Below are 22,087 nucleotides of genomic sequence, written 5' to 3'. Positions count from 1 at the left end.
TCAGTCATATGCCGCATAAGAGGATCTCCATGCAGAAGAGCTTGCCGCACCTCATCCGCCTGACGGCGGTGCTCGCCGTCATCGGCCTTGCCGTTGCCGGATGCGGACGCAAGGGCGATCTCGATCCGCCGAGCGCTGCGGCAACTAAGGAAGGCGACGTTTCCAAACCGACGAAACAGCCGGGTACCGTCGATAAGCCCTTCCTCCTCGATCCCCTTCTTTAAGGCGCGCACCCTGTGAACCACTTCGAATATCGCGACGGCATCCTTCACGCCGAAAATGTTCCCGTTCCCGAGATCGCCAAGGCGGTCGGCACGCCCTTCTACGTCTACTCCACCGCGACGCTGGAGCGCCACTACCGCGTCTTTTCCGAAGCCTTCGCCGATGTCGACTCCATGGTCTGCTACGCCATGAAGGCGAATTCGAACCAGGCGGTGCTGAAGACGCTGGGCCGCCTCGGCGCCGGCATCGACGTCGTCTCGGAAGGCGAGCTGCGCCGCGCGCTTGCCGCCGGCATTCCGGCGAGCCGCATCATGTTTTCGGGCGTCGGCAAGACGCCCCTCGAAATGGATTTCGCCCTCGAGGCCGGCATCTACTGCTTCAACGTCGAATCCGAGCCGGAACTTGAAATCCTCAACCAGCGCGCCGTCAACGCCGGCAAGAAGGCCCCGGTCTCCTTCCGCATCAACCCGGATGTCGATGCGAAGACGCACGCGAAGATTTCGACCGGCAAGAAGGAAAACAAGTTCGGCATCTCCTGGGAGCGCGCCCGCGCCATCTACGCCCATGCCGCCAAGCTTCCGGGCATCGAAGTCACGGGCATCGACATGCATATCGGCAGCCAGATCACCGAGCTGCAGCCCTTCGACGACGCCTTCAAGCTGCTGCGCGACCTTGTCGCGACGCTGCGTGCCGATGGCCACACCATTCATCACGTCGATATCGGCGGCGGGCTCGGCGTCCCCTACAAGGATGACAACAATCCGCCGCCGCTGCCCGATGCCTATGCGGCGATCGTCAAGAACCAGCTGCGCGGCCTGAACTGCAGGATCGTCACCGAGCCGGGCCGCCTCATCGTCGGCAATGCCGGCATCCTGGTGACCGAGGTCCTCTATGTGAAGGACGGCGGCGAAAAGACCTTCGTCATCGTCGATGCCGCAATGAACGATCTCATCCGCCCGACGCTCTACGAGGCCTATCACGAGGTCCGCCCGGTGACGATTTCGGCGGCGAACGCGCCGCGCATCCGCGCCGACGTTGTCGGCCCCGTCTGCGAGACCGGCGATTATCTGGCGCTCGACCGCGAAATGGCGATGCCGAAGCCCGGCGACCTCATGGCCGTCAGCACCGCCGGCGCCTATGGCGCGGTTCAGGCAGGCACCTATAACAGCCGTCTGCTGGTGCCCGAGGTTCTGGTCAAGGACAGTGATTTCCATGTCATTCGCCCCCGCAGAACCTATGCCGAACTGATCAGCCTCGACTCGGTTCCGGCCTGGCTCGACTGACGAGATCATCACTTTTTGGCGAATAAACGTGAAAAGCCGGTATTGCCGGCCGCTCGCCCTCGCCTTCGCCACAAACAGTGTTATCCTTTCGTTCATGAGCGTATTGCCCCGCAATCGCCGGAAGCGCCCTCTGTACCAGAACGCCAGATCGCGGAGACCGGACCGATGACAAGCCCCTCAAGGCAGAAGAAAGGTGCATTTGCGCTCCGCCCTTCGCTCGCCCGGCTGGTGACGACGAAACGCATACTGGCGCGCATGGTGCTCTTCTTCGAGCAGTTGCTGCCGCCTCTGATGCCAGTCCTGTCGGTCATCGCGTTCTATCTCTGCGCTTCCTGGTTCGGCCTCTTCCGCAGCGTGCCTGACTGGCTGCGCATCCTGCTGCTGATCGCCTTCGCCGCCGCTTTCCTTGTCTCGCTCCTCCCCTTCCGCAAGCTGCGCTGGCCTGATGTCGCCGACGCCGACCGCATGCTGGAAGAGCGCAACGGCCTGCCGCACCAGCCGATCACCGTCCAGGAAGACGAGCCGGCCTTCGATTCGCGCTTCGCGTATGCCCTTTGGCGCGAACACCAGACGCGCATGGCCGAAAAGATCGCCGCCCTCGATGCCGGCATGCCGAGACCTGATATTGCCGCGCATGACCGCTTCGCGCTTCGCGCCGTGCCGGCGCTGCTGCTCGTCACCGCCTTCGGCTATTCGCTGTCGATCAACGGCGGCTCGGTGAGTGACGCATTTCAGGCCGCACCCGAGCAGGTGACGGTCGATCCGGCGGTGCGCATCGACGCCTGGGTGACGCCGCCCTCTTATACCGGCCGCGCGCCGGTCTATCTCACAGCTGACGGCAGCGAGCAGGCGCCGATCGGCATCCCACAGTTTTCGGGCCTCACCGTGCGCGTCAGCGGGGGAAAAACGGCCGAGAAGGTCGTGTTCCGCAAGGCGAATGGCGAAGCGCAGGATATATCAGTGGAGGCGGACACAAAGCCGCAGCAACCGGCGGCAAATGCCGGAACGCAGCCGGACGGCGCACCCGCCAACCAGGCTCTTATCGCCCAGACACATGTGATGAAGCTCGAGGAAAACGGCGCGCTGGAGGTCAACGGCCGCCGCTGGAGTTTCGACGTCCTCCCCGACAAGGCGCCTGAGATCGCCTTCGATGGCATACCGAAGCCGAGCGTCAACGGCGCGCTCGAAATCGGCTTCACCGTCAAGGATGATTATGGCGTCCAGGAAGCCCACGCCGAGATCGTTCCTCTGGAAAACGATCAGGCGGCCACACCCCTCTATCCGCTGCCGGAATACCGGCTGGATATCCCCCGCCGCAACGCCCGCGACGCCAAGGGCGTGACCAGCCGGAACCTGACGGAACATCCGCTTTCCGGCAAGCGCGTGCGCATTACCCTCGTCGCCAAGGATGGCGCCGGCCAGACCGGCCGCAGCCCGCCTTATGAGATGACGCTGCCGTCGCGGCCCTTCAACGAGCCGCTTGCGGCCGCCGTCGCCGAGGAACGACAGGTTTTCGCACTCGATACCCGCAAGATGCCGCAAGCGATCGCGCTGAACGAAGCGCTGACCATCCGGCCTGAGGAGACGATCCCCAAACTCACCAACTACCTGCTGCTGGAATCCGCCCTGGCGCGGATGAAGCTCGCAAAGGGCGAAGATGCGCTGAAGGATACCGCCCAGTATCTCTGGGAGATTGCGCTCGGCATGGAGGACGGCGATCTCTCGCTTGCCGAGCGCAAGCTGCGTGAAGCCCAGCAGAAGCTTGCCGATGCGTTGAACCGCAACGCATCCGACGAGGAGATCAAGAAGCTGATGGATGAGCTGCGCAAGGCGATGCAGGACTACCTGACCGAACTTGCACAGCGCATGCAGAACGCACCAATGCAGCCGAACCAGAATGCCCAGAACATCCTGCGCCAGCAGGATCTCGAACGGATGATGGACCAGATCGAGAATCTTGCCCGCTCCGGCAATCGTGACGCGGCCCAGCAAATGCTGTCGGATTTGCAGCGCATGATGAACAACCTGCAGGCGGGCCGCCCGCAGCGGGGCCAGCAGAGCCAGGAAAACAGCGAAGCCCGCAAGCAGATCGACAAGCTCGGCGAGATCCTGCGCGACCAGCAGAAGCTGATGGAGCAGACCTTCCGCCTCGATCAGCAGCTCAAGGACCGCATGCAGCGCGGCGAGCCCGAGATGGGCGAAAACGACCCGCTGCTCGACGAGATGAATCCGGGAGAGAGTGACGAGCCGCAGGACCAGCAGCAAGGCCAGCAGGGCCAGCAGCCCTCCGACCAGATGACTTCCGAGCAGCTCAAGGAGGCGCTGAAACAGTTGCGTGCCCAGCAGGACGCACTCGGCAAGCAGCTCGGCGAATTGCAGAAAAAACTGGGCGATATGGGCATGAAGCCCGGTCCCGGCTTCGGCCAGGCCCAACGCGAGATGGAAGGCGCAGGCCGCGAACTTGGCCAGGGCCGCGGCGATACGGCCGTCGAGAATCAGGGCCGCGCCCTGGAAGCGCTTCGCCAGGGTGCCCGCGACATGATGAATCAGATGATGCAGGCGCAGCAGGGCCAGCAGGGACAGGGACCGAATGGCCAGGTAGGCCAGGGCGAGCAGAACGGCCGCGACCCGCTCGGACGGCTGCGGCGTACCGAGGGACCGGATCTCGGCGACAACAAGGTGAAGGTCCCTGACGAAATCGACGTCCAGCGAGCACGCGAAATCCTCGACGCGATCCGCGAGAAGCTCAGCAACAATCCGCCGCAGGAGATGGAACGGCGGTATCTCGAACGGCTTCTTGACATCCAGTAAGCCTCACACCGCCGTGCAATGGTCGAGAGGCGCTCGCTTTAGGCCACGAGCGCCCGGGCGACAGCCTTGCGGATATCGGGAAGCGCGAATGGCTTGGAGACGACGTCGATGATCTTTTCGGCAAGGTCGTCGGCCCGCTCGCGCTGCTCGGCGTAGCCTGTCATCAGCAGGATCTTCAGGCTGGGAAAAGCGTCTTTTGCCTGATGGGCAAGCTCGATACCATCCATCACGGGCATGCGGATATCCGAAAGCAAGAGATCGTAGACCCCGTCCTTCAGCTTCTCCAGCCCCTCGGCGCCGTCGGCCGCCTCATCGGTCTCATGACCGTCGAGCCGCAAGGCCCGGGCTACGAAAGACCGCAGGGAGTCCTCGTCTTCCGTAATCAGAATTCTTGCCATATGTGCATTGCTCCGTCTTCAGCCCCGCGACGGAAATCACCAGACTTTCCTTTTCGATCGGTAAAGATGACGAAGCGATGGACGGGATGGTTAACAACCCGTCTTGATCGCCAAAGCATGAGATGCTCAGGCATCCCCGGTGACGACACCGACGAAGGGCAGTTCGCGGAAGGCATAAGCGACATCCATGCCGTAGCCGACGACGAAATAGTCGGGGCATTCGAAGCCGACATAGTCGGCTTCCAGCTTTTCCTTGCGCTTGACCCGCTTGTCGAGCAGCACCGCGATCGTAACGTTGCGGGCGCCGCGTTCGAAAAGCAGTTCCTTCGCAAAGAGCAGCGTTCGGCCGGATTCGAGGATATCGTCGATCAGCAGCACATCGCGGCCATGCACGTCACTGTCGATATCCTTGACGATACGCACACCCTGCGAAACCGTGCCGCTACCGTAGCTCGACAGGGTAATGAATTCGACTTCCGGGGCAAGCCCGCTGTCATGCAGGGCACGAATCAGGTCGGCGGCGAAAATGAACGACCCCTTGAGCACAGCAATGACGAGCAGGTCCTTGGTCGGGCCGTTGGCGATCTCGCGCGCCATCGAATGATTGCGCTCGGCGATCTGCTCGGCAGTGAAGAGCGGCTCGATGTTTTTTCCGCGCACGACAGGCATAGGGGCTTGCTCCATGAAAAGAAGGGTAAGCCGTTAGCACATATGCGGGCTTGAAACAGCCTCGCGGCCCATGAAAATAGCGCGATTGGCGCGACCTGTGGCGGGAAAGTCCTCCGTCACGCCTCCACTGCGCTATGGCAGGAACGAAAGCCGGACCTCCGGCATCTTGCCGCCGGCATGCTGGACGCGCGCCGAAAAGCCCCGGCTCTGGCCGCCATAGATGACGTCGACAGGTGGATCGATGACGATGCTGGCGGTCAGCCGTTCGTCGCTTACGAGATCGGCGCGGATCGGATGCACCGTCTGCGTCGTGCCGCTCTCGTTTTCGACGATGCCGTTGATGACCAGCACGCGCATGCCGTTCGCATCGCGCGGCGTCACCGTCACGTGGGTGAAGTGCAGCGGCGCTCCCGAAGAGGCTCGCTCGCCGGAAAGACCGGAAAAGCCGCCCGCGAGCCCGAAGACGAGCACGGCGAGCGCCAGCACCAGCACTGCGAAACCGCGCATCGAGGTGCGCTGCAGCCAGGATTCGGCGACCTGCAGGCTCGAAGCGGCTGCCGCCAGCATGAATGGCGGCTGTGCGACGCTTGCAGGGGCCATGCGCCTGCGATTGTCGTGATGGGTCCTGGCATTAAATTCCTGCCGGACTTTGCCGAGAGTGACGAATTCGGCGTCGGAAATGTCGGCAGGACGCGGCCTGCGGTACTGGCGGTGTGCTGGTTCCGGTGGCAGGAAATCATAGGCCTGGCCCGGCGTCCGGCGGCTGAAGGAGGATGCTTCCATGATGGCTGCCTCGCAGATGTCCACATGGTTTCGATGCCAGGGGAAATCTTGGCATTGAAACGAATCCTGCTCAGTCGTAAATTTTAATGGTTAATGCTTCGCAAAGATTGCCATCAAACGGGCGTCTTTCCGGCAAAATTTACCGGCTGTTAACGGTGTTGGTTAACAAGTCATGCGGTGAAACCAAGAACAGACTGAGCTGCCCGTTGATCCACTTCGAGAATGTCGGTTTGCGCTATGGCATGGGCCCGGAAATCCTCCGGGACCTGACCTTCGACATTCCGAAAAAATCCTTTCAATTCCTGACGGGCCCATCGGGCGCGGGCAAGACGTCGCTGCTGCGGCTGCTCTTCATGTCCCTGCAGCCGACGCGCGGCCTGATCCGCATGTTCGGGCGCGATATTTCCGAAATTCCCCGTCCCGAACTGCCGCTGCTTCGCCGCCGCGTCGGCATCGTCTTCCAGGATTTCCGCCTCCTCGACCATCTCACGACCTATGAGAATGTCGCCCTGCCGCTGCGCGTGCGCGGCAAGGAGGAGAGTTCCTACAAGACCGATGTCCTGGAGCTCCTGAAATGGGTCGGCCTCGGCGAGCGCATCAATGTCCTGCCGCCCGTGCTTTCCGGCGGTGAGAAGCAGCGCGCCGCAATCGCCCGTGCGCTGATGGACCGGCCGGAAGTTCTGCTGGCCGACGAGCCGACGGGCAATGTCGACCCGCCGATGGCCAGGCGCCTGCTCAATCTTTTCCTCGAGCTGAACCGGCTCGGCACCGCCGTCGTGATCGCGACGCATGATCTGGCGCTGATGGAACAAGTGGAAGCCCGCCGGATGATCCTTTCGGGGGGGCATCTCGATATCTATGACTGAGCCCCCATCCAGAAGCCGTGAGAAGGCGCCGGCCCAGGCCCAGCAGAAGCGGCCGGAAATGCGCGTGCGCCCGACCGCGCCGATCCTGCCGCCGTCCAACATCCAGGGCAATGCCCTGATGGTGGTCATCGCCATCATGGCCTTTCTCGCCTGCCTGACGCTCGGCGGCGTCAGCATGGTGCGTTCGACGGCGGCAAGCTGGGAGAGCCAGATCTCCCGCGAGATCACCATCCAGATCAAGCCCGACGACAATCTCGACATGGAAAAGGCGCTGACGCAGGCACGCGACCTGGCCATGACCTTCGTCGGCACCAAGAGCGGCCAGATCGTCGACGAGGCGGCGACCGCCCGCCTGCTCGAACCGTGGCTCGGCCCCGGCCTCGATCTCAAGGACCTGCCTGTTCCCCGCCTCGTGGTCATCACCATCGACGAGAGCAGTCCGCCGGATTTCGACGCGATGCGGTCGCTCCTGAAGGACAGCATCCCGCAGGCGAGCCTTGACGACCACCGCACCTGGGTCGACCGGCTGGTGTCCATGGCGCACACGACCGTGATGATCGGCACCGGCATCCTGCTCCTGGTCTTCACCGCAATGGTTCTCACCGTCGTCTTCGCCACGCGCGGGGCCCTGTCGGGCAACCGCCACGTCGTCGAGGTGCTGCATTTCGTCGGCGCCGAAAGCTCCTTCGTCGCCACCGAATTCCAGAAGCACTTCCTGAAGATCAGCCTCAAGGGCTCGGCGATCGGCAGCGCGCTCGCCGCGCTCTTCTTCGCCACCGCCGGCTTCTGGCAGAGCCGCACCCTGGCCACCCCGGAAACGGATCAGGCGACCGCACTCTTCGGCACCTTCTCCGTCGGCGTGCTCGGTTATGCCGGCATCTTCGCAACGATGATCGTGATCGCGCTGCTGACGACAATCACGGCACGGCTGACCGTCATGCGGACGATCTACGAAATCGATACATTGCGTTCGGATCCGACGCGCACCGACGGCATTGCAAGTTGATCGTGACCATGCCGTTTTGCCATGAAAGCGTCTGTTCTGCGCCGCAATCAGCGTATAATCACGATTCATGACCATGGGCCATACGACACGCAACCCGATTCGGCAGGGCCCGGAGCTTCATCGCCCGGCGGGTCTGCCGCCGCGGCGCGGGCTGATCCGTCGCCTGCTGCGCTGGGGGGGCTTTGCCTGCGTGCTGGCGATCGCCCTGTTGTTCGGCGGCTTCCTGCGTTTCGCCGATTCCGTGACGACGCTGAAGCCCCCGGCCGAACCGAAGGCGGATGCGATCGTGGTGCTGACCGGCGGTTACCAGCGCATCGACCAGGCCGTGGAACTGCTGCAGAAGGGCGCTGGCAAGCGGCTGCTGATCTCGGGCGTCCATCCGACAACGACGCCGAGGCAGATCCGCAAGATGACGCAGGGTTCGGCCGATCTCTTCTCCTGCTGCGTCGATATCGGCCACGATGCCATAGACACGATCGGCAACGCCGAGGAGGCCTCAAACTGGATCCATGCCAACGGATACAGGAGCGTCATCGTCGTCACCAACAACTACCATATGCCGCGCAGCCTCGCCGAGCTTTCCTACGTCGATCCCGACATCGAGTTCATTCCCTATCCGGTGGTCAATTCGGATTTGAAGACCCGCAACTGGTTTACCGATCCGAATGCGATGCGCGTCATGCTCGCCGAATATGTGAAGGTGCTGCTGGCCGGCGCCCGCAACGTCACCGGCTTCGGTCGCCACACCGGGCTGCGCTCGACAAGCCTTTCCGCCTCGGACTGAGGCTTTTGGGCCAAGGCGTCATCAAACGCTTTTTATGGCGGGCAATATCGTGTAGGCCGGTCGCGTGAGCATGCCTCGGGAAAGTTTCATGATCGCCCTGCGTTCTATTCTCTTCAACACGATCTTCTACGCCAACCTCATCATCCGGATGATCGTGCTCTCGCCCTATTATTTCGTGGTTCCGCGCCTGACGGCCTATGCGATCCCGAAGAACTGGGCACGCTCCAACCACTGGCTGATGCGCGTCATCGTCGGCACGACCTTCGAGGTCGAAGGTCTGGAAAACCTGCCTGGCGGCAGCTTCATCCTGGCACCGAAGCACCAGTCTTTCTGGGATACCTATGCGCTGCTGCCCAGACTGAAGGATCCGGTCTACATTCTGAAGCGCGAGCTGATGTGGATTCCGCTCTTCGGCTGGTATGCCAAGAAGCAGCGCATGATCCCGGTCGACCGCGGCGCCCGCGGCAAGGTGATGGTGGAAGTGCTGAAACGCACGAAAGAGGAGCTTTCGACCGGCCGCCAGCTCATCATCTATCCCGAGGGCACCCGCCGCCCGCCGGGCGCCGAGCCGGTCTATAAATACGGCATCGCCCGCATGTATCGCGATCTCGGCATCCCCGTCGTGCCGATTGCCATGCATCCCGGTCTCTTCTGGCCGCGGCGGAGCTTCCGGCGTTATCCCGGCCATTTCAAGGTGAAGATCCTGCCGCCGATCATGCCGGGGATGGACCCGGATGCCTTCTTCGCCCAGCTGATCGAGGTGACGGAGCGGGCAAGCGACGAGCTCCTCATCGATACCGTCGAGCGCAATCCACATCTGCCATTGCCGCCGACGGCGGTCGAAAGGCTCGCGGAACTGCGCAAGCTGAAGACGGCGGCGACGGCTTGAGATCAGGCGGCGCGCAGCCGCTCCACTTCGCCGACGACCTGCTCCAGCCAATGGTCGCGAATGCCCATCTGCTTCAGATGCGCCAGCGTATTGAAGACATAGGCATCGTTCGGGCCGGACTGGCCCGTGGCGACGTTGACCACCTGCGCCGCCTCCAGCGCATCGAGGCTGCCTGCATATTGCTCATGGTCGCGATCGACGATGTAGGAGACCGCTTCTGTCCTGCGGCCGCCGGTAAACTGCAGCCGCACCCGGCGCTCCAGATAGACGTTGGTGACGAGTTCGCGGGCGCGGAGATAATCGATCACCTCATCCCATTTTTTCGGCGAAATACGGAACGCCATGCCGCGACAGGCTCCGCCTCTATCGAGGCCGAGAACAAGGCCCGGATTGTCGCGGGTGCCGCGATGGACGAAGGAGCGAACGCAGAGCGAACGCCTGTAGCCATGCACCAGAGCCTCTGCGCGTTCCAAAAACTCGAAGCCCGGATTCCACATCAGTGAGCCGTAGCCAAATACCCAAAATTCGTCCATATCGCACGCCAGACCGGAATCACATTTGCGACTCACCATTGGAGAACATCATGGCAGCGTCAAGCCGATCCGGCAGCGGCGAATCCAGCAGCGGCAAGAAATTCTGGTTGTTGGGCGGCGGCATCCTCCTGGTAATCGCACTTTACACCGGCGGCTGGTTCTATGCGGCGTCGGCGTTGAAAACCACGGTGCTGAAAGCAATCGCGCCAGGCAATCAGGCGGGCGTCAGCGGCGAATGCTCCGATATCGAATTCCGCGGCTATCCCTTCCGCATCGGCCTATTCTGCTCCAAGATCGATGTCGACGACAACGTCAACGGCGTCTCGGCCAGCTTCGGGGCGCTGCGCTCGGCAGCCCAGGTCTATGCGCCCGGCCATATCGTCTGGGAGCTCGATTCGCCGGCAGAAATCCGCACCAGCAACGGCCTTTCGATCTCGGCCCAATGGGCAAACCTGCAATCGAGCCTTGCAACCAGGCTCAAGGGCATCGACCGCAGCTCGACCGTCATCGACGGCCTGAAAGCCACGGCGGTCTCCTCGTTCACCGGCCAGACCATCAGCTTCGATGCCGCCCACACCGAAATTCATCTCCGCCAGAATGGAGCCGACCTCGACGGCGCGATCTCCGTGCAGGATGCAAACACGGCGATCAAGGACTGGCCGCAGATCTTCCCGAAACTCTCCGCCAGCATCGACCTGACCGTCGCCGGCAAGGCCGGCCTGATCGACGGCAGTGATCCGAACGGCCTCAATGGTGCCAACGGCGAACTGCGCCGTATCGTCGCCGATATCGGCGACGGAAAGGTCATGACCCTGACCGGTCCCTTCTCCTTCGACGAACAGGGCTTCCTGTCGGGAAAATTCAAACTGGAGATCGAACAGCTCGGCCCCTGGGGCCATAGCCTGAAACAAGCCTTCCCGGATATCGCCTCCACGGTGAACACGGCGACGAAGCTCCTGAAGGCGCTAGCCAACGGCAGCGACAAGGTCTCGGTCGATCTCGTCGTCGATCACGGCAACGCCACTGTCAGCGGCTTCATCCCGCTTGGCCGGATTCCGCCGATCTAGCCGATCCGGCCTGTCAAGCGTTGGCCGCTACTTCTTATCCAGCGGATGGGGGCGGCCGAAATCCGGTGCGTCGACATCCTGGCCGGCCTGGATGATCGAGCGGCGGATGGCGCGTGTGCGGGTGAAAAGTTCGAAAATCTTGTCACCCTCGCCCCAGCGGATCGCCCGCTGCAGATAGGCGAGATCTTCCGAGAAACGCGCCAGCATTTCCAGAATCGCATCGCGGTTGTGCAGGCAGACGTCGCGCCACATCGTCGGGTCGGAAGCGGCCAGGCGGGTAAAATCGCGAAAGCCCGACGCCGAATATTTGATGACCTCGGACTCGGTCACCGTCTCCAGATCGTCGGCGGTGCCGACGATGTTATAGGCGATGATATGCGGCAGGTGGGAGACGATCGCCAGCACCTTGTCATGATGCTCTGCATCCATTTCGTCGACCTTCGAGCCAAGCGCCTCCCAGAAATTGCGCAGCCGCTTCAGCGCCGCTTCGTCAGTGCCTGCGACTGGTGTGAAGATGCACCAGCGGCCTTCGAAGAGACCGGGAAAACCGGCATCCGGGCCGGATTTCTCCGTGCCGGCCAGCGGATGGCCAGGGATGAAATGCACGTTATCAGGCATATGCGGCTGCATCTGCGCGATGACGGAAGCCTTGGTGGAGCCGACGTCGGTGACGATAGCCCCCGGCTTCAGACTTCCCGCGATCTCTTTCGCCACGCTTTCCGAAGCGCCGACCGGAACCGAAACGATGATGAGGTCGGCATCCCTGACGGCATCCGCCGAAGACGTCGTGTAGCGGTCGCCGAGGCCGAGTTCTTCGGCGCGCTTCAGCGTATCGGCGCTGCGTGTCGCAACGACGATCTCCTTCGTCAGGCCGAGCCGCCTGATGTCATAGGCTAGCGAAGAGCCGATGAGGCCGATGCCGATCAGCGCGATGCGGTCGAACTGCACGCTCATGCCTGACGTCCCATGAATTCGCCGAGCGCGGCAATGACGCCGCGATTGGCCTCTTCGGGGCCGACGCTCATGCGCAGCGCATTGGAAAAGCCGTAGCCGCGCATGGCGCGCAGGATGTAACCGCGGCTGGTGAGGAACCCGTCGGCATCCGCCGCGCGCTTACCGTCGATGTCAGGGAAATGGATGAGGACGAAATTGGCGACGGAGGGCGTCACTTTCAGCCCGATCGCTTCGAGGGCCTCCGTCAGCGTCTCCACCCACATCTGGTTGAATGAGACGGCCTGCTGGACGAAGGCCTGGTCGCGGATGGCCGCGGCACCGGCGGCAATCGCCGCCGCATTCAGGTTGAACGGAGCGCGCACGCGGTTCACCGCATCGACAATATCGGCGGGCGCATACATCCAGCCGACGCGCAGCGCCGCAAGACCGTAGGCCTTCGAGAAGGTGCGGGTCATCACCACATTGGCGTTGGAAGACACAACCTCGATACCGGCTTCGTAATCGTTGCGGCGCACATATTCTGCGTAAGCCGCATCGAGCACGAGCACGACATGTTTCGGCAGGCCTGCCTGCAGGCGGCGGATTTCGCTGACGGGAACATAGGTGCCGGTGGGATTGCCGGGATTGGCGATGAAGACGATCTTCGTCCTTTCGGTTACCGCGGCGAGAATCGCGTCGACATCGACGGTATGGTTCTTTTCCCTAACAACGACGGGGGTCGCACCCACGCCCAGGATCTGGATCTTGTAGACGAGGAAACCATGCTCGGTGATGATGCCCTCGTCGCCGGCACCGAGATAGACGTGGCAGAGCAGGCCGAGCAGTTCGTCGGAACCGTTGCCGCAGAGGATGTTTGCCGGATTGAGGCCATGCACGGCGGCGATCGCCTCGCGCAGTTCGATTGCCTGCCCGTCGGGATAACGCCCCAGATTGTCGGCGGCCGCCTTGAAGGCTTCGATCGCTTTCGGGCTCGCCCCGAGCGGCGTTTCGTTGGACGAAAGCTTGTAGACGCGGGCAACGCCCGGCGCATGTTCCTTGCCCGGCACATAGGCGGCGATATCGAGAATACCGGGACGCGGAACGGGCTTGCTCATCTCAACGCTCATGGGTCGACCTTGGATTTTTCCGGAAAATGACCAAGTGGCATTAAAGCGGAATGCCGTTCTTGTCGAGAGCCGGGAACGGCATCACCGGCTGCGCGTCGTCGGCACGCCATGGGGTGCAAGAACCGGCACGAAGACGCGGCGCGAGGCGCGCGCGGCGACCGGCAGGCCTTGATAGAGCCGCTTCTGCGCCTCGACGATGATGACGCCCGAGAAGGCCGGCCACAGCGTTCGGCCGATCCGCTCGAAGGCGCGGCGAAGGCGCAGGATGGTCCTGAGCTTGGAAGGCGGAAAGAACAGCGCCTCGGCCGTCGCCCCCGGCGTGAAATTCGTTTCGCGCAGCAGATGCGTCAGCTGGCCGCGCGAATAGGGCCGGCCCGAGCCGAAGGGCGTATGCTCCATGCGTGCCCAGACCCCTCTCCGGTTCGGTACGACGATGATGAGCCGTCCGCCCGGCGCCAGCACCCGCCAGAGCTCCTTCAGCGTCTCGCGCGGGCTCTCGGCAAATTCCAGCGAATGCACCATCAGCACCCGGTCGATCGACGAATCCGGCAGCGGCAGTTCCTCGTCGAAGACAAGCGTCGTCGACGAAAGCGAGCCCATCGGCCAGTTCACCGCGCCCTGCCCGGCGGGCATGAAGGCGAAAGTGCGTTCGGTATCGGCCTGGAAGCGGTCGAGGAAAGGCACGGCATAACCGAGGCCGACCAGACGCTCCTGCGGCAGCCGCACCCAGAGCGAGGACAGCGCCATGGCAATCGACTGCTCGGCGAGGCGTCCGAGTTCGGAATGATAGAACTGACGTAGGTCGACAATATCGGCGTGCATTGCGATAAATGTTATCAGCGGGCTGTTGGACTTCAAGGCCGGACTCTCTACATTCCCGCGAGAGTCGTGGGACAAGGGATTATTTGACGATGAAACCTTTGGAATTAGACGTTTTTCTCTGCCGCACCGACAATTTCGGCGTTCTGGTGCACGACGTGGAGACAGGGTTTACCGCGGCGATCGACGCGCCAGAGGAGGCGCCGATTCTGGAAGCCGCGACGCGGCGCGGCTGGAAGATCACCCATATCTTCACCACCCACCACCACACCGACCATGTCGCCGCCAATCTGGCGCTGAAGGAGCGGTTCGGCTGCGAAATCATCGGCCCGATCAACGAGGCCATCGCCATTCCCGGCCTCGACCGGACGATGGCCGATGGCGACAGCTTCCATTTCGGCGATCACATGGTCAACGTCATCGAAACACCGGGCCACACCGCCGGCCATATCTGCTATCACTTCGTCGACGACAAGCTGCTCTTTGCCGCCGACACGCTGTTTGCACTCGGCTGCGGCCGGCTGTTCGAACGCCCTGCCGCCGACATGTGGCACTCGCTGCAGAAGCTCGCCGTTCTGCCGGATGAAACATCAGTCTATTTCGGCCACGAATACACATTGTCCAACGCCCGTTTCGCACTGACGGTCGATCCCGGCAATGAGCGCCTGAAGAGCCGCGCCGCCGAGATCGAAGCCCTGCGCGCCGAAGGCAAATTCACCATTCCGACGACGCTGGGCCTGGAAAAGGAAACCAACCCGTTCCTGCGCGCCGCCGATCCGGTGATCCGCCGCAATCTGGTCATGGAAGGCAAGACGAACGAGGAAGTCTTTGCCGAGATCCGCAAGCGTAAGGACAATTTCTGATGTCGCCGGAGGAGATCATCCGCGAACTCGGCATGCAGCCGCATCCCGAAGGTGGCTGGTATGTGCAGACATTCCGCGATACGGCGGGCGGAGAGCGCGGCCACTCGACGGCAATCTATTATCTCCTGACCAGGGGACAGCGCTCGCACTGGCACCGCGTTCACGACGCGGCCGAGGTCTGGCATCATTACGCCGGCGCGCCGCTGGCGCTGCACCGTTCGGAAGACGGAAAAGTTAGCGAGCCCCTGACACTCGGAACCAATCTTTCCGCCGGCGAGCGGCCGCAGGTGGTCGTTCCCGCCAACTGGTGGCAATCGGCGGAAACCCTCGGGGATTTCACCTTGGTCGGCTGCACCGTCTCACCTGGCTTCGAATTTTCGAGCTTCGAGATGGCCCCGCCGGATTGGAAGCCCGGCAGTTGACGCCTACTCCGCTGCCGCAGACTGCGCCGGGATTTTGCGGCGGAACATTTCCTGGGCAGCCAGCACCGCCCCACCAGTGACGAGCAGGCAGGCGAGAGCAATGCGCCAGCTCGGCTCGGCAAATCCGAACAGCATCAGGATCAGCGTCGAAAGCAGCGGCGCGGCATAACTTGCCGCACCGAGGATCTGGATATCGCCATTCTTGACGCCGTAATCCCAGGCATAGAAGGCGGCCCCCACCGGAAAGAGGCCGAGCCCGATGACGGCGACCCATTCGAAGCTGCTTCCCGGCCAGACGGTCGTCTCCAGGCCGAGATGGCAGAAGAACGACAGGATGGAGGTCGCAAGGCAGAAGCCAGTGACCACATCCGTGGAGACGGCCTCGAAACGCCGTGTCAGCAGGGAATAGCCCGACCATGTGAAGGCGCAGAGGAATGCGGCGCCGTAACCGACCGCGTAAGCCCCATCGAAATCGATGCCGTTGCGGCCGACGATCAGGAAGGTGCCGCTAAGCCCGGCAAGCGCGCCCGCCACGTGATACCAGCGCAGCCGCTCTCCTGGCAGAAGCGCCGAACCGACAACAATCAGAAGCGGCCAGAGATAGGAGATCAGCCCCGCCTCCACCGCCGGCGCGTTCCTGAGTGCGGTGAAATAAAGGAAGTGATAGCCGAAAAGACCGGCAATACCGGTGATCCAAACCCGGACAGGCTGCTTCAGCAGTGCCAGCCGCGCGGGGTTGAGGATAAGCACAACGAGGCCGGGAATACTGCCGATCGCAAAGCAGATTGCCGAAAGCTGGAACGGCGGCATCTTGCCGGAAGAGGCCGTCAGGAGCGCCAGGAACGACCACATCAGAATGGCCGCAAAACCGATCGCCGTCGCGCGAAGCTTCACCTGTCCCCCTTTACGGAGGCGAAAGCTCCGTCAGCCAACGCTGCCGTATTTGACGGCAGTGATCGTCACCATTCCATATTCTGTGGGAATGCGCACATAGACCGGAGCATATACATTGGCCGCCTCCGACTTGGCAAACCAGATTTCCATCCGGTCGCTCTTGCTGAGATAATCGATGTCCTTGCGGCCCTTCTTGTAGCCGGACCGCGGCACGAAGCGCACGCTACAGACAACAGCCTTGCCCTTGAAGCCGTCGGTCGAGAAATCCTCGTCGCCCTTCGGCGACAGCACCAGATCCATGCGCGTCTCGCCATCGAAGATCGGCAGCGTCTGCGAGCAGACCTTGGTATCCCCGGTGAAGACAAGGCCGGAGATCGGATCGAGCACCGAGCGCATGTCACGCGGCGTGACATCGATCCAGTTCTTCGGACGCTTCGGCGGTGGTGTCGTCGTCGCCGAAATGATGTTGCCGTCGCGGTAGCTGACCTCGTAGACGCGGGCCTTCTTGCCGCTCTTGTAGTAGAGCGAATACTTCTGCGCCTGCAGCCTGTCGTCTCGCACGACGCCGGTGACGCTGGTCTTGGCCGAAATCGTCGTGACGAGATCGGCAAGACCGGCGGAATTGATGTCGCCGGCGATCTTGTAGCTGTGATCGTCCTCGATCTGCGTCAGGAATGCGGCGCGCGCGATCGGCAGGCCGGCGAGCGCCACCCGATATACCGTCCGATGCTGGATTTCGGCCGCCGATGCCGGTATGGCAAGAAGCGCGGCGATGGCCGAAATGAAAATCCGTCTGCCCGAATGAGCCATAAGTGAAGCCTTGTTTTGCCGGGCGCAGGCAGCCCTTGCTGAGCGCTCTATACTCCCGCCGTGAAGGGAAGAAAACAGCAGCTTTTTGACAGAATTGCGGGAAAGGCCAAGGTTTGGCTTGACGCGGGCAACCTGTCTGACTATAGAACCGCAACTTTCCAATCATGCCTGTTGGATTGCGAGCCCGATTTTGTCGGGAATGGCAATTCGATGGCCCGAGAAAAACAAGAATAGGTGTTCCATGTCCCGCGTGTGCGAATTGACCGGCAAGGCCGTCCTGACTGGTAACAATGTCAGCCATGCCAACAACAAGACCAAGCGCCGGTTCCTGCCGAACCTGTGCCAGGTAACGCTGATCTCAGACGCTCTCAACCAGCGTTATCGTCTTCGCGTTTCGGCTGCTGCTCTTCGTTCCGTCGAGCACCGTGGCGGCCTCGATGCCTTCCTGATCAAGGCAAGCGAAAACGAACTCTCGATGCGCGCGCGCCTGCTGCGTCGTCAGATCGTCAAGAAGACCGCCGAAGCCGCTGTAGCAGCGTAAGCTTCCGCCCTTCTTTCATACGGCTTCAAAAGGCTTGACGGATAATACCGGACAAGCCTTTTGCTTTGCCGGTTTGCTTCTCCAACTGGTGGCATCACCCAGGATAAAAAAATGCTGAAGACCCGCTATACCATTGCCTATGTCGCCCTGATGACGCTCGTGGTCGTCGCCTCCAACTTCCTCGTCCAGTTTCCGCTGAACGCCGAAGTCGCCGGCATCAATCTCGCCGACATCCTGACCTGGGGCGCCTTCTCTTATCCGGTCGCCTTCCTGATCACCGACCTGACCAACCGCCAGTTCGGCCCGCAGGCAGCCCGCAAGGTTGTCTTTGCCGGCTTCGTCGTCGGCGTTAGCCTCTCCTTCTTCACCTCTGTACCGCGTATCGCGATCGCCTCCGGCTCGGCCTATCTCGCCGGCCAACTGCTCGATATCGCCGTCTTCAACCGCCTGCGCCGCCAAGCTTGGTGGCGCGCACCGCTCGTCGGCTCGCTGATCGGCTCGGCGCTCGATACGGTGATGTTCTTCTCGCTTTCCTTTGCCGCGTTTTTCGTCTTCCTCGGCCCAAACGAGCCGTTCGCGCTCGAATCGGCTCCGATCCTCGGCGTGTTCGCCGCTGCGGCCCCGCGCTGGATTTCCTGGGCGCTCGGCGATTTCGCCGTGAAGATGATCGTCGGCCTCGTCATGCTGCTGCCTTACGGCGCGCTGATGAACGTGCTGCGGCCGATGCAGCCCGCACGCGCCAGCTGAGAACCTCCCCGAAATTATCGCCGCCGCCGGACCGCACCGGCGGCGATCGCGGGATGCAAGAGAACCTCAGCGACGAGATCATCGATGTCTCGCGATGAATCGAGCCGCAATACCGGCGCCGTCTGCGTTTCCAGCCATTGCTCATGCGCGGCGAGACTGCGGCGTTCGGGACCTGATGTATCGTAACTTGCCGCCCATTCCATAAATTCCCCGCTCTTGACTTCCATGTCGCCGCCAGGCCCGATCCTGTTTCCATATCGGGCGATCTCCCGCGCACGAATGCGCGCCATTCGAAGCTCCGGTTCGATCCTGAGGAACACGATCAGATCGTAGAACGGCTCGATCTGCCTCCCCCATTTCAGCGCCGAGCCGGAGAGTATCCAGCCGTCATGCCGCCCCGCCTCATCGAGGAGCAGCCGGATGCGCTCGACGGCATCCCTCGGCGTCGTGAACGGCGGGTCGGTCGGCAGCCAGAAGAAATCGTCAGTATCGAGATGGGCGATATCGAGCCTTTCGGCGAGCGCAAGACCGAGCGATGTCGTGCCGGAACCGGACGCGCCCATGACATGGATATGCACCATGACTTTCCCTCCGAATGCTGCTTCCCGATGCCGCGATCAGCCGATTGCGGCCCACTCCGATAGCCAAGCCATATGACATCCATCTGACGCCCCGACACAAAGCCTATTCGGAGAGGCGGAATTCCAGCATCAGATTGCGCTGCAGGATCGAATGATTGTCGTCCGACACCAGAATGATATGGGTCGTGCCGTCGGCGGCCTGGAAAGCATCGAGGCCCTCCATATTGTCGATCTGCGAGTTGAAATTGCCTTCGAGCAACAGCTCGCCGCCAACCACGGCGCCGGGCCGGATGTCGGCGCCCTCAATGCGCCGAAGGCGCATGCCGATGCCTTCGGCCATGTTGAAGCGGCGCTCCAACAGCAGCAGATCGCCATTCGGCAGGAAGGCGCCGTCGGTGACATCGAAGGCACCATCCCGCTCGACCGCAAAACGCCCTTTCAGCGGCCCGCTGAGGATGGCCGCCATCCGGTTGCCGTCACTGTCGAGACCGCGCTCGGAGACGATGACCACGCCCCCTTGCAGCGGGCTGGATGCGGGCGCCACGGCAATGGTCTCGATGCCGCGATTGTCGCTCAGCATCTTGCGCGGGATGAGCATCGGCAGGGAGGCGATCGCTCCCGACTCGGCAAAACCGGGATCGGGATAGACGTCGACGCGATGATCCTGCTCGAAGGAGACCAGCACCCGGTCGCCATCGAGCGCCAGACCCTCTGCATCCATATGCCCCTTGCCCTCGAAGCTTCGCCCCGAGCGGTTCTTCATCGGGGTGATTTCGACATCCGATAGACCCGAAAGCCTGCCCTTGACATCGCGCTCGATGCCGCCGGTCAGCCACTGTCCGGTATCGAGCACGACGACAAAATGTTTCTGGTCCGGCCGAAAACGGATGGAAGAGAGCGAGCCGAACAGCGCCTTGCTGGAAACCATTTCCAACCCGCCGAGAAATTCCAGCGTGCCGAATTTCGTCTCCGACGAGCCGATCCTGAAGTCAGAAATTTGCCGGCTAATGACCGGCACCTCAGGGCCGGCCCATGCCGGGAAGGCGCCGGCTGCGATGCAGAGGGCGATAACCGCCGCGCGGCTGAGGCGCTTGAGCGTCATCCCCGGCGTTTCCCTGGAACGGCGTCAGCCGGCACGGCGTAGCCGGCCGCCGCGCGGCTGGGCGGATTGATCTTCGAACAGCGAGGCAAGCTGCTCGGTCATCGCGCCGGCAAGCTCGTCCGCATCGACGATCGTCACGGCGCGGCGATAATAGCGCGTCACGTCATGCCCGATGCCGATCGCCAGCAATTCCACAGGCGAGCGCGTCTCGATCTGCTCGATGACGGCGCGCAGATGCCGTTCCAGATAATTGCCCGGATTGACCGACAGCGTCGAATCGTCGACCGGCGCACCGTCCGAGATCATCATCAGGATACGGCGCTGCTCGCGGCGCGCGAGCAGGCGATTGTGCGCCCAGATCAGCGCCTCGCCGTCGATGTTTTCCTTGAGCAGGCCCTCGCGCATCATCAGCCCGAGATTGGAGCGTGCCCGCCGCCACGGCGCATCGGCCGATTTGTAGATGATGTGGCGCAGATCGTTCAGCCGGCCCGGCGTCTGCGGCTTGCCGCCGGCAAGCCAGCTTTCGCGCGCCTGCCCGCCCTTCCAGGCCTTGGTGGTGAAGCCGAGGATCTCGACCTTGACACCGCAGCGCTCCAGCGTGCGGGCGAGAATATCGGCGCAGGTGGCGGCAACCGTGATCGGCCGGCCGCGCATCGAGCCGGAATTGTCGATGAGCAGGGTGACGACAGTATCGCGGAACTGCGTGTCGCGCTCCATCTTGAAGGACAGCGCCTGCATCGGATCAATGATGATACGCTGCAGCCTGGCCGGATCGAGATAGCCCTCTTCCAGGTCGAAATCCCACGAGCGGTTCTGCTGCGCCATCAGGCGGCGCTGCAGCCGGTTGGCGAGACGCCCGACCGCGCCTTGCAGATGCGCCAGCTGCTTGTCGAGGAAGGCGCGCAGGCGCTCCAGCTCGGCGGCATCGCAGAGTTCCTCGGCGGTGATGATCTCGTCAAACTCTTCGGTAAAGACGTGATAATCGACCTTCTCGTTGAAATCGGCAAAAGGCGTGTTCGGACGGCGGGTCTCGCCCGGTGTTTCCGAATCGTCCTCACCCTCTTCCATCATGTCGTCGTCGGAGATTTCGGCGCCTTCGGTCTCGCCGTCCTCCATCTGCTCGTCGGCGACCTCGCTGTCCTCGACGGGCGCGGCATCGGTGCCGGCATCCTCGTCGACTTCGTCCTGGTCCTGCTCGTCGCCGCTCGGCTGATCCTCCTGCTCCGACTGGTCGTCATCATCGGCCTGGCTGTCATCGTCGCCATATTCCTCGGCCATTTCCATGGCCGACAGCATGTTGCGGATGACCTTGGCGAAGGCCTGCTGGTCGTTGATCGCGTTCGAAAGGTTGTCGAGTTCCGAGCCCGCCTTGTCCTCGATGAAGCCCCGCCAGAGATCGAGCACCTTGCCGGCGGAGTCAGGCGGGCGCTGGCCGGTCAGCTTCTCGCGCACCATCATCGCGACGGCTTCACCGATCGGCGCGTCTTCCTGACGCTCTATGCCGGTGAAATTGGCCTTGGAATATTTCTCCTCGGTCATCGAGCGCAGATTCGCAGCCATGCCCTCCATGCGCAGCGCGCCGATCGACTCGACGCGCGCCTGCTCGACGGCATCGAAGATCGCCCGGGCGTCCGAGCCCTGCGGCGCCATGGTCGTATGCACCTTCTCGTCATGGCAGGCGAGGCGCAGTGCCATGGAATCGCCGAGCCCGCGGGTGACCGCCAGCTCATGTGCCGTCGGCCGCTTGGAAAGCTCCGGCAACCGGATGCGCTCGCCGGTCATGCCCGGCCGTTCGTTGGCGAAGGTCACCTCGACATCGCCATCGCCGGCGATCGAGCGGACGCAGCCGGTTATTGCCCGGCGCAACGGCTCGACGTCGACGGGCGCACCGGGCTTTGCTTTCGAATTGTCACCGCGAGCTGCCATGATCGGTCGGG

The 22,087-nt window shown here is 62.6% G+C and carries 24 protein-coding genes; 12 read left to right on the top strand and 12 right to left on the bottom strand.

All coding sequences use genetic code 11. From position 1 onward, the window contains the following. Positions 1 to 29 precede the first annotated feature (29 nt). From lptM to EFQ99_RS15260, 3 genes are all read left to right on the top strand, one after another. Positions 30 to 224, top strand: coding sequence for an LPS translocon maturation chaperone LptM (lptM, locus tag EFQ99_RS15270; protein WP_003582619.1), 195 nt, complete (start codon positions 30 to 32; stop codon positions 222 to 224). Between the two features lie 12 nt (positions 225 to 236). Further along, a complete protein-coding gene (lysA, locus tag EFQ99_RS15265; RefSeq protein ID WP_126921839.1) occupies positions 237 to 1,505 on the top strand; it encodes a diaminopimelate decarboxylase in 1,269 nt (422 codons plus the stop codon). 165 nt (positions 1,506 to 1,670) lie between these two features. Continuing rightward, positions 1,671 to 4,316 carry a TIGR02302 family protein gene (locus tag EFQ99_RS15260; RefSeq protein WP_126921838.1) on the top strand — a complete coding sequence of 882 codons (2,646 nt, stop codon included), beginning with the start codon at positions 1,671 to 1,673 and terminating at the stop codon, positions 4,314 to 4,316. Between the two features lie 38 nt (positions 4,317 to 4,354). On the opposite strand, the gene EFQ99_RS15255 is transcribed toward EFQ99_RS15260, so the two are convergent. From EFQ99_RS15255 to EFQ99_RS15245, 3 genes are all read right to left on the bottom strand, one after another. Next, complete coding sequence (locus EFQ99_RS15255) at positions 4,355 to 4,714, bottom strand: response regulator (protein ID WP_126921837.1); 360 nt, start codon at positions 4,712 to 4,714, stop codon at positions 4,355 to 4,357. Positions 4,715 to 4,840: 126 nt separating this feature from the next. Next, complete coding sequence (hpt, locus tag EFQ99_RS15250) at positions 4,841 to 5,383, bottom strand: hypoxanthine phosphoribosyltransferase (protein ID WP_126921836.1); 543 nt, start codon at positions 5,381 to 5,383, stop codon at positions 4,841 to 4,843. 132 nt (positions 5,384 to 5,515) lie between these two features. Beyond that, the gene (locus EFQ99_RS15245) at positions 5,516 to 6,166 is read right to left on the bottom strand and encodes a hypothetical protein (protein WP_126921835.1); all 651 of its coding nucleotides are present in this window, start codon (positions 6,164 to 6,166) and stop codon (positions 5,516 to 5,518) included. A gap of 206 nt (positions 6,167 to 6,372) precedes the next feature. Here EFQ99_RS15245 and ftsE point away from each other — a divergent pair, with 206 nt between their 5' ends. The 4 genes from ftsE (at position 6,373) to EFQ99_RS15225 (ending at position 9,711) form a co-directional block, all read left to right on the top strand. Beyond that, entirely contained in the window at positions 6,373 to 7,032 is a 660-nt protein-coding gene (gene ftsE, locus EFQ99_RS15240; protein WP_008527718.1) for a cell division ATP-binding protein FtsE, read from the top strand. Beyond that, positions 7,025 to 8,038: a cell division protein FtsX gene (locus EFQ99_RS15235; RefSeq protein WP_126921834.1), complete on the top strand. Its 1,014-nt coding sequence runs from the start codon at positions 7,025 to 7,027 to the stop codon at positions 8,036 to 8,038. Before ftsE ends, EFQ99_RS15235 begins: the two co-directional genes overlap by 8 nt. 67 nt (positions 8,039 to 8,105) lie before the next feature. Beyond that, complete coding sequence (locus EFQ99_RS15230) at positions 8,106 to 8,822, top strand: YdcF family protein (RefSeq protein ID WP_208722763.1); 717 nt, start codon at positions 8,106 to 8,108, stop codon at positions 8,820 to 8,822. An 88-nt stretch (positions 8,823 to 8,910) separates the two neighbouring features. Further along, positions 8,911 to 9,711 carry a lysophospholipid acyltransferase family protein gene (locus EFQ99_RS15225; RefSeq protein ID WP_126921832.1) on the top strand — a complete coding sequence of 267 codons (801 nt, stop codon included), beginning with the start codon at positions 8,911 to 8,913 and terminating at the stop codon, positions 9,709 to 9,711. Positions 9,712 to 9,713: 2 nt separating this feature from the next. Here EFQ99_RS15225 and EFQ99_RS15220 read toward each other — a convergent pair whose 3' ends face one another. Further along, complete coding sequence (locus EFQ99_RS15220; RefSeq protein ID WP_126921831.1) at positions 9,714 to 10,244, bottom strand: gamma-glutamylcyclotransferase; 531 nt, start codon at positions 10,242 to 10,244, stop codon at positions 9,714 to 9,716. A 50-nt stretch (positions 10,245 to 10,294) separates the two neighbouring features. Between EFQ99_RS15220 and EFQ99_RS15215 the strand changes: the two genes are divergently transcribed. Beyond that, positions 10,295 to 11,311 (top strand): DUF2125 domain-containing protein, encoded by a 1,017-nt coding sequence (locus EFQ99_RS15215; RefSeq protein WP_126921830.1) that lies wholly within the window; start codon positions 10,295 to 10,297, stop codon positions 11,309 to 11,311. Positions 11,312 to 11,338: 27 nt separating this feature from the next. On the opposite strand, the gene EFQ99_RS15210 is transcribed toward EFQ99_RS15215, so the two are convergent. From EFQ99_RS15210 to EFQ99_RS15200, 3 genes are all read right to left on the bottom strand, one after another. Then, complete coding sequence (locus tag EFQ99_RS15210) at positions 11,339 to 12,265, bottom strand: prephenate/arogenate dehydrogenase family protein (RefSeq protein ID WP_126921829.1); 927 nt, start codon at positions 12,263 to 12,265, stop codon at positions 11,339 to 11,341. After that, the gene (gene hisC / locus EFQ99_RS15205; protein WP_208722762.1) at positions 12,262 to 13,359 is read right to left on the bottom strand and encodes a histidinol-phosphate transaminase; all 1,098 of its coding nucleotides are present in this window, start codon (positions 13,357 to 13,359) and stop codon (positions 12,262 to 12,264) included. The genes EFQ99_RS15210 and hisC overlap by 4 nt, the downstream gene beginning before the upstream one ends. 93 nt (positions 13,360 to 13,452) lie before the next feature. Then, on the bottom strand, positions 13,453 to 14,229 hold the full coding sequence (locus EFQ99_RS15200) for a class I SAM-dependent methyltransferase (protein ID WP_126921827.1): 777 nt from the start codon (positions 14,227 to 14,229) through the stop codon (positions 13,453 to 13,455). 53 nt (positions 14,230 to 14,282) lie between these two features. Here EFQ99_RS15200 and gloB point away from each other — a divergent pair, with 53 nt between their 5' ends. Together gloB and EFQ99_RS15190 are read left to right on the top strand one after the other, a co-directional pair. Next, positions 14,283 to 15,053, top strand: coding sequence for a hydroxyacylglutathione hydrolase (gene gloB, locus EFQ99_RS15195; protein WP_126921826.1), 771 nt, complete (start codon positions 14,283 to 14,285; stop codon positions 15,051 to 15,053). Then, entirely contained in the window at positions 15,053 to 15,475 is a 423-nt protein-coding gene (locus EFQ99_RS15190) for a cupin domain-containing protein (protein WP_126921825.1), read from the top strand. Before gloB ends, EFQ99_RS15190 begins: the two co-directional genes overlap by 1 nt. A 3-nt stretch (positions 15,476 to 15,478) precedes the next feature. Here the strand turns inward: EFQ99_RS15190 and yddG are convergent, their stop codons facing one another. Both yddG and EFQ99_RS15180 read right to left on the bottom strand, forming a co-directional pair. Next, positions 15,479 to 16,369: an aromatic amino acid exporter YddG gene (yddG, locus tag EFQ99_RS15185; RefSeq protein ID WP_126921824.1), complete on the bottom strand. Its 891-nt coding sequence runs from the start codon at positions 16,367 to 16,369 to the stop codon at positions 15,479 to 15,481. A 30-nt stretch (positions 16,370 to 16,399) separates the two neighbouring features. Further along, complete coding sequence (locus tag EFQ99_RS15180; protein ID WP_126921823.1) at positions 16,400 to 17,179, bottom strand: DUF3108 domain-containing protein; 780 nt, start codon at positions 17,177 to 17,179, stop codon at positions 16,400 to 16,402. A 241-nt stretch (positions 17,180 to 17,420) separates the two neighbouring features. On the opposite strand from EFQ99_RS15180, the gene rpmB reads away from it, so the two are divergent. Both rpmB and EFQ99_RS15170 read left to right on the top strand, forming a co-directional pair. Further along, positions 17,421 to 17,720, top strand: a complete 300-nt coding sequence (gene rpmB / locus EFQ99_RS15175; protein WP_003567078.1) for a 50S ribosomal protein L28 — start codon at positions 17,421 to 17,423, stop codon at positions 17,718 to 17,720. A 111-nt stretch (positions 17,721 to 17,831) separates the two neighbouring features. Continuing rightward, positions 17,832 to 18,467: a VUT family protein gene (locus EFQ99_RS15170; protein ID WP_126921822.1), complete on the top strand. Its 636-nt coding sequence runs from the start codon at positions 17,832 to 17,834 to the stop codon at positions 18,465 to 18,467. 14 nt (positions 18,468 to 18,481) lie between these two features. Here EFQ99_RS15170 and EFQ99_RS15165 read toward each other — a convergent pair whose 3' ends face one another. The 3 genes from EFQ99_RS15165 to cobT all read right to left on the bottom strand — a co-directional run bounded on the left by EFQ99_RS15165 (position 18,482) and on the right by cobT (position 22,076). Continuing rightward, positions 18,482 to 19,048 (bottom strand): ATP-binding protein, encoded by a 567-nt coding sequence (locus EFQ99_RS15165; RefSeq protein ID WP_126921821.1) that lies wholly within the window; start codon positions 19,046 to 19,048, stop codon positions 18,482 to 18,484. A 103-nt stretch (positions 19,049 to 19,151) separates the two neighbouring features. Next, positions 19,152 to 20,150 (bottom strand): esterase-like activity of phytase family protein, encoded by a 999-nt coding sequence (locus EFQ99_RS15160; protein WP_126921820.1) that lies wholly within the window; start codon positions 20,148 to 20,150, stop codon positions 19,152 to 19,154. Positions 20,151 to 20,174: 24 nt separating this feature from the next. Further along, a complete protein-coding gene (gene cobT / locus EFQ99_RS15155; RefSeq protein ID WP_126921819.1) occupies positions 20,175 to 22,076 on the bottom strand; it encodes a cobaltochelatase subunit CobT in 1,902 nt (633 codons plus the stop codon). Positions 22,077 to 22,087 lie beyond the last annotated feature (11 nt).

The sequence above is a fragment of the Rhizobium vallis genome, assembly GCF_003985155.1.
In the GTDB taxonomy this organism is placed as follows: domain Bacteria; phylum Pseudomonadota; class Alphaproteobacteria; order Rhizobiales; family Rhizobiaceae; genus Rhizobium; species Rhizobium vallis.
Note: the sequence above shows the minus strand (reverse complement) of the source record. Positions and strands in the feature narration are given on the sequence as shown.